Source organism: Streptomonospora sediminis (assembly GCF_054778995.1).
This window is the reverse complement of sequence record NZ_BAAGYZ010000022.1, coordinates 1-7,180: the sequence shown is the minus strand read 5'-3', so window position 1 is coordinate 7,180 and position 7,180 is coordinate 1. Positions and strand designations below refer to the sequence as shown.

General features: G+C 70.6%; 5 protein-coding genes and 1 rRNA gene. 3 read left to right on the top strand and 3 right to left on the bottom strand.

From position 1 onward, the window contains the following. Positions 1 to 107 precede the first annotated feature (107 nt). Positions 108 to 225: ribosomal RNA gene (gene rrf, locus ACYVD5_RS06725) — 5S ribosomal RNA — on the top strand. Between the two features lie 1,106 nt (positions 226 to 1,331). Next, the gene (locus ACYVD5_RS06720; RefSeq protein ID WP_461000049.1) at positions 1,332 to 2,369 is read left to right on the top strand and encodes a hypothetical protein; all 1,038 of its coding nucleotides are present in this window, start codon (positions 1,332 to 1,334) and stop codon (positions 2,367 to 2,369) included. A 15-nt stretch (positions 2,370 to 2,384) separates the two neighbouring features. Here the strand turns inward: ACYVD5_RS06720 and ACYVD5_RS06715 are convergent, their stop codons facing one another. Both ACYVD5_RS06715 and nhaA read right to left on the bottom strand, forming a co-directional pair. Then, positions 2,385 to 3,602 (bottom strand): NHL domain-containing protein, encoded by a 1,218-nt coding sequence (locus ACYVD5_RS06715; RefSeq protein ID WP_461000048.1) that lies wholly within the window; start codon positions 3,600 to 3,602, stop codon positions 2,385 to 2,387. 258 nt (positions 3,603 to 3,860) lie between these two features. After that, positions 3,861 to 5,108: a Na+/H+ antiporter NhaA gene (gene nhaA / locus ACYVD5_RS06710; protein ID WP_461000047.1), complete on the bottom strand. Its 1,248-nt coding sequence runs from the start codon at positions 5,106 to 5,108 to the stop codon at positions 3,861 to 3,863. A gap of 352 nt (positions 5,109 to 5,460) precedes the next feature. Here nhaA and ACYVD5_RS06705 point away from each other — a divergent pair, with 352 nt between their 5' ends. Further along, positions 5,461 to 5,889, top strand: a complete 429-nt coding sequence (locus tag ACYVD5_RS06705) for an NUDIX domain-containing protein (protein WP_461000046.1) — start codon at positions 5,461 to 5,463, stop codon at positions 5,887 to 5,889. A gap of 58 nt (positions 5,890 to 5,947) precedes the next feature. Here ACYVD5_RS06705 and ACYVD5_RS06700 read toward each other — a convergent pair whose 3' ends face one another. Then, the gene (locus ACYVD5_RS06700) at positions 5,948 to 6,955 is read right to left on the bottom strand and encodes an MBL fold metallo-hydrolase (protein WP_461000045.1); all 1,008 of its coding nucleotides are present in this window, start codon (positions 6,953 to 6,955) and stop codon (positions 5,948 to 5,950) included. Positions 6,956 to 7,180: the final 225 nt, after the last annotated feature.

Here is a 7,180-nt window from a genome sequence, read left to right as displayed (position 1 = left end):
TGCTGGGTGTTCGCGCACATTGTTCACGGGTTTTGCCCTGGTTGATTGCCGCATGGGTGGCCTCCTTTTTTTGGGGGTGGTGTGGTGGTTGGTTGGGGTGTTTGGTTTGCGGTGGTTATAGCGGGAGGGTCACACCCGGTCTCATTCCGAACCCGGTCGTTAAGTCTCTTTGCGCCGATGGTACTGCCTTCATGGTGGGGGTGGGAGAGTAGGTTGCCGCCGCATTTTTTTGTGAAGTTTGGGGGTGGGTCCTTTGGGGTCCGCCCCCTTTTTTTTATGCCTGGGTGGGGGCGGGTCGGCGATCCTGCGGAGATTCGGGGATCCGGCGCCGGGTGCCGGCATTTCCGCAGGGTCGTTGCCGAACACTGCCCCGGGATCGGGTATGCGGGGCAGGCGGGCGCCCGCCTGGACCCTCCGCCGTCCTCGGTGCTGGTTTTGAGTGCAGATGACCCGTCGCCCGGCAGACCACAAGGCCGCACAGCGAACCAAAGCCGCACCCCGCCGCCGAGCAGCCTGGACGCGGTGGACCGGTCGGCCGGCGGTTGTGTGACGCCGCTCCCGCCGGCCGGGTGCCTGGACGGGCGGCTGCGGCGGTCAGATGCCGTAGAGTGAAAGCCTGGGATGAACAACGCGCTGCTACTGGCAAGTGGCAGCGCTTTTGACTGTTTACGGACGGAAGCATGACTGACGAAAGCCGCGGGAGCCGAGACAGCTCGGGAGCACGCAACACTGGAGGCGGTCAACGCTCCGGTGGTCCGAGTGGTGGCCGGGGTGGAGGCAACGCGGGACGCCCCCGTTCGGGTGCGGACCGGGGCGGCGGCCGTTCGGGTGGCTTCCGTGGGGGCCGCGATGCCGGTGGCAGCGGTGGCAGTAGCGGCGGCGGCAGTGGCCGCGGTTCCGGCTCCGGTCAGGCCGGGCGGGGAACCGGTGGCGGATCCTCCGATCGCCGGGGCGACCGCGGCGGTTTCCGGTCCGGTGGCGGTTCCGGCGCAGGCGCCGGCGGCGGTGCGGGCAGACCCCGCCGCGATGGGGCGCCTCAGCGCAGCGAACGCGGTGGCGACCGTGAGCCCCGCGGTGGTGGTGACGACCGTCGCCGTGGCGGCTCGGGCGACCGCGCATCCGGTGGCCGCCCCGACCGGGACCGCCGCGATGGCGCCGGCCGCCCGCAGCGCGGGCCGAGCGCCGGCAAGGGCGGTGGCAAGGGTGGCGCCCAGGCCGGACGGGAGCGTTCGGTCGGTTCGCAGCGGGAATCCCGCGATCCCGCGCCCGCGCTCCCGGACGACGTTGCCGTCACTGAGCTCGACCAGGAGATCCGCAGCGAGTTGGGCACGATGCCCCGGACCCTCGCAGAGCTCGTCGGTCGGCATATGGCGATGGCCGGTCGGCTCCTTGAGGAGGATCCCGAGCGCGCCTACGAGCACGCGGCCTTCGCCCGCCGCAAAGCGTCGCGGATGGGCGTGGTGCGCGAAGCAGCGGGGATCGCCGCCTACACGGTCGGGAAGTGGCAAGAGGCGCTCTCCGACCTGCGGGCCGCCCGCCGGATGACCGGGCGCGACAGCATCCTGCCGCTGATCGCCGACTGCGAGCGCGGGCTGGGGCGCCCGGAGCGGGCCCTGGAGATCGCCCGCGACCCGGCCGGCGCCAAGCTGGAAGCCGCCGAGCGGATCGAGTTGCGCATCGTCGCGGCCGGCGCCCGGCGTGATCTGGGGCAGCCCGAGGCCGCACTGGTTGAGCTGCAGGTTCCCGAGCTGAAGGAGCGGCGCGCCCGTCCGTGGATCGCGCGGCTCTTCTACGCCTACGCTGACGCCCTCCTTGAGGCCGGTCGGCGGAAGGATGCCCGGGAGTACTTCGCGCGGGCCTCTTCGGTCGACCGCGAGGGGATGACCGACGCCGACGAGCGCCTTGCCGAGCTGGAGGGCGTCGCGATCGTCGACGTTGGCGAAGACGTCGTCTGGACGGACGCCGAGGACCCCTTCGACGCGTCGGAGGAAGCCGAGGAGCCGGACGAGGACGAGAAGAAGCGCATCGAGGGCGCAGTGCCGCCGCCCGTGGTGAAGCAGGAACGGCCCGCCGAGGACGCGGGGGTGTTGTCGTCCCAGGTCGATGAGGAGCCGGAGCAGCAGCCTGCGCAGGCCGCCGAGGTGGCAGAGGTAGCGGAGCCGGCCGAGACGACGGAGTCGACCGCAGCGCCCGAGACGGCTGAGACTGTCGAGGAGTCGCCGGAGTCGCCGGAGTCGCCGGCGAGCACGGAACTCACGGACGCCACGGAATCCGCTGACACCGCCGAATCCCTGCAACCCGCGGACTCCACGGATCCCACCGGTCCCGGCGCGTCCAACGGGACACCGGAGCCCGGCTCCGACCGCTGAAGCGGCAACGAGCGGTCAGGTCGGCGGGGTGCCGATGGTCGCGCGGATGCCGTGTACCACCCGTATCCGGTGGTTGTGGGTATCGGCGATGTACAGGTCCCCGCCGGGGCTGACGGCGATTCCGCCGGGGGAGTCGAGCATGGCCTGCTCGGCAGGTCCGTCATCGCCCGCGAAGCCGTGCATGCCGTTGCCGGCGAGCGTGATCGGACGCGGCTTGCCCGGTACGAATGCGAGGACGCGGTTGTTGGCGGCGTCGGCCGCGAGCACTGTGCCGTCCTCGGGTTCCACGGCCAGCGCTTCCGGATGCGGTGGCAGGCGCGGGTCCCAGGTGTTGGTGACCGTGTGATCGTCCGGGTCGATCTTGCTCAGCCCTGCCGTTGCGTCGGCGAAGTAGACGGCACCGTCCTTGCCTGCGGCAATCGGGCCGAGCGGACTGAAGTCCGTCTGGGTGGTCGGCCCAGCCCTGGAGTCTCCGCCGTCGCCGCCACTGCTACTACTCCCGTCACCACCATCGCTTGCACCACCACTGCCGCTGGCCGCACCGCTACCATCGGGCCGGCTGCTGCTGGCCGAGGGCGCAGGGCTGGGTGCGGTTACCTTGGCAACGACCCGGACGTGGTCGGACTCCGGGTGCCCGGCATCGCGGGCCTGGTGGGGAGTGATAGCCACGATGCGGCCGTTGCCGCTGTCAGCGATGTAAAGGGTGCCCGAGGGACCGACGTCGACGCCGGTGGGCCACCACAGGCCGCCCACGCCGTTCATCTGCCGCGGTTTGAGGTCGGCGGCGCCGCCGTCGTCGCGGCCCGCCAGGATCTCCAGGCTCCCTTCGGCGAGGTCGACCGCTGCCACCTGGTTCTCCAGCATCGAAGCGATGTAGAGGGTGTGGCCGTAAGGGTCGACCGCCAGGTCGGTGACCTTGGGCAGCGCCGCAGCCGTGGCGCTGGATGTCTGGGCCCAGTCCCTGGTGCCGCCGCCGGCGACCGTGTTGATGGTGCCGCTGTCGGGGTTGACGCTGCGGATGCGGTTGTTGTCGGTGTCGGCGATGAACAGGGTGCCGTCGGCGGCGAAAGCCAGCGCGCCGGGAGCGTTCAGCCGCGCGTCCTGTGCAGCGCCCGCGTCGCCGGAGTAGCCGCCGCCGAGCCAACCGGGCTCGCCGGTTCCCACGACGGTGTCGATGGTGCCGTCCTCGCCCGCCTCGACCGGGGCGCCGCAGCCGATCGGAGCCAGCAGCACAAGGAGTGCCAGGACGCTGAGCCTCCGCCCGGTTCGTGCCCGTAGGAGGCCGGGGCCGCGGCGGCGGCCGACCGGTCGACCGAGAAGCATCGAGGCACTCCGGGGGGAGACGCGCAATTCTGGGTGGGCGGAACACGCTGAACATGGTCAAGGTACCCCAAAGGCGCCTGGCCATGCCTGGCTAACGCACTGTTCACCTGTGCGCCGCTGCGGTGTTCCGCCCTGCGTTCGGCCCGGATCGGGGACCGCCGGGGCCGTTCAGCCGCTGTGCGCTTCGGCTCCGCCGGGGACCCCGTGCCTGCGGTAGTGAGTATTCCGCCAGAGCAGCACGCTGCAGGAGAGCATGGTCGCGGCCAACGAGGCCAGCAGTACGCCGCCCTTGGCGTTGTCGAGCATTGTTGCCGAACCCGGGTAGGCCAGCTCGGTGATGAGCAGCGAAACCGTGAAGCCGATGCCGGCCAGCATGGACATGCCGGTTATGTCCCACCAGCTCAGTGTCGGGTTGAGTTCGGCGCGAGTGAGCCGGGTGGTGACCCACGCACCGCCCAGGATGCCGACGATCTTGCCCGTGATCAGGCCGAAGAAGACGCCCAAGGCGACCGTGTCGGTGACCATCCGGCCGAAGTCGCCGAACGCCACGCCGGCCGACATGAGCGCGAAGATCGGCAGTGCCAGCGCGGTCGACCAGGGGCGGAGCATGTGTTCGGTGCGGTGCAGCGGCGACTCGAACTCGCCCGCGGCGATGGTGCTGCGCATCAGCATGCCCATGGCCACGCCGGCGATGGTCGCGTGCACACCGCTCTCGTGCATCAGCGCCCAGATCACCAAGGCCAGCGGCACGTAGACCAGCCAGTTGGGCACGGGCGAACGGTCCAGGGCGGCGGCCAGGCCGCGCCCCTGCTGCAGGTAGGCGAAGACCACCAGGAGCAGCAGCGCGCCGATCAGCGGCAGGAAACTCAGGTCGTCGGTGTAGAAGACCGCGATGACCAGGATCGCGCCGAGGTCGTCGACGATGGCGAGTGTGAGTAGGAACGTGCGCAGCGCGGGAGGGAGGTTGCGTCCGATGATCGCCAGTACCGCGAGCGCGAACGCGATGTCGGTCGCCATGGGGATGCCCCAGCCGCTGAGGGCCTCGGGGTTGGCGAAGTTGAAGCCGGCGAAGACCAGCGCGGGTACAGCCATGCCCCCGGCCGCCGCGACGATGGGCAGCATGGCCCGGCGCGGATTGCGGAGTTCACCGTGGACGAACTCCTGCTTGAGTTCGGCTCCGATGATGAAGAAGAACAGCGCCAGGACCCCGTCGGCGGCCCAATGCTCGATACTGAGGTCGAGGTGCAGCGGCTGCGAAGGACCAAAGTGGAAGCTGCGGATCGTCTCGTAAAGCCCTGACCAGGGCGAATTCGCCCAGATGAGCGCCACCGCCGCCGCGCCGATCAGTAGGAAGCCGCCAACGGCATCCTTGCGAAGTGCATCGGCGAGCGCGTGCACACCCGTCTTCCTCACCATGGTAGAACTCCCGAGTCGTCTTTACGCGTAGCAGCACATTCGCCGACCAGACTTCCCGGCACACCATGCGAGTCTTGCGACTCTGCCCAGCCAACCCTGCCGTATGGCTCGGTATCTGTCCAAATCATCCCAGGTCACGTCAGTCGTGAAAGTTCGGCTGAGCAGGAGGTTCCCGAATTCCACGAGAGATTCCACGAGCGTACGGTTGCAGATTCACCCCCGGGGACGACACCCCGAAAGCTGCAGCGCAGGCTATCGGAAGCCGCCGTTCGGGCCATGGGCGGCCCCCGCGGAGAGGCGCGGCGGCGGCCCGCGCCCGCGGTGACCACCGGGATGCCGCGGCGCGGCTCCGATGACGTCCCCGCCGCCGCTGAACGGCGCCGCAGTGCATCTGGGCCGCCTGCCCGACCGCCACGACTCGGTGGTGTGCCTGCTGTTCCGCGGTGAGCGCCCGGTGCTGGTGCGCCACCGCCGGCGCGCCTGGGAGTTCCCCGGTGGCCACGCCGAAGCCGGCGAGGACATCGAGGCCACGGCGCGCCGCGAGGCACGGGAGGAAGCCGGAGTCGAGCTTGCCGAGGTGCACGTCGACGGCTATTACGTCCTCGCAGGCGGCCACACCACCGTCGTCACGCACGCGCAGGTGGCCGCATGCGAGCCCTTGACCGGCGAGTTCGAGACCGATGAGGTCCGCGAGTTCGACGTGCTGCCCGGCGATCTGTCCTGGGATGACGGCATCTATGCCCATCTGCTGCGCGTGCTGGGGCTGCCCGGCGCCGCCTGAACCGGGCGCCTGCGCAACCGGTGCGGCCCATCCGCTGCGCGGCGGGACCGCCGCTGCCTCAGCCGGTGCCGTCCTGACCGGTTGCGGCCGCCTCGCGCTGGTCGGCGGCGACCCGGTCGAGCCAGTGCGCGATGCCCGCGACATTGCTCTGCGCCCCGCTGAGCACGTCCATCACCGCCGCCGACTCGGGCGAGGCCGAACCTGCGGACGTGCCGTACCGGTCGGCGACGCGCTCGCGGACCATCGCCACGGCGTGGTCGAGATCGGGGGAGTCGGCGCGAGCCTGGCGCACCGCCTCGACCCATTCCCGCAGCTCGACTTCCGCGCTTTCCAAGGTCTCGCCGACCGCATCGACCGCTCCGAAGTGCGAGAACAGCAGCCGCCGCGGCGCTATGTCGCCGAACAGGCGCAACGACGCCAACGCGGACTCCAGGTCGAAGTCGGGCGGCGGCGTGGCCGGCCGGACATCGCCGGTGGCGGGGTTGTAGACGCCGAGAGCGTCGCCGACATACAGGTCGCCGGTGGCCGAGTCGACCAGACCGACGTGGTGCTTGGCGTGGCCGGGAGCGTAGTGGCTGACGAGTCGGCGCCCGCCGCCCAGCTCGACCTCCCCGGTCGCCGCCACGGCACGGATGCGGTCGGCGTCGGTGGGGCGGAGTTCGCCGAAGAGGACATCGAGCTTGTCTCCCCAGACCATGCGTGCGCTGCGCATCAGGCGCGCAGGGTCAGCGAGGTGTCGGGCACCCCGCTCGTGGACCACGATCTCGGCGCTGGGGAACATCGTCGCGATATCGCCGACGCCGCCGGCGTGGTCGAGGTGGATGTGGGTGACCACAACGGTGGCCAGATCGTGCGGACCCACTCCCAGCGCCTGCAGTGCATTGCGCAGCACCGGCGCCGAGCCGGCGGTGCCCACCTCTACGACGCAGGGCCGCTCGGTGCGGATCAGGTAACTGGAAGTGATGCCGGGATAGCCCGCCATCCGGGTGTCGATGGCGAAGATTTCGTTGCCCAGGGCGGTGATGCCATTGGGCAGTGTGCTGGGGTCCACGGCGTCGTGCACCATAGGTCTCCTTCCACATCCGGCCGCCACCCGGCCGAACCGGCCGGCGCTGGTAGTCCGTCCGCCGGCCGGGGCCGCGCCGACGGTTGCCGTCCCGGCATCAGCCGGCCGGGCGGCCTCGGAGCCGAATCTAGTTCACCACGGCTGCCGGGTGCCCCAGCGGGCCGGGGGGGTGCTTCTATGGGATTGTCAAGCCGCCCGGGCCACCGGCGGTTGGTAGAACGTCCC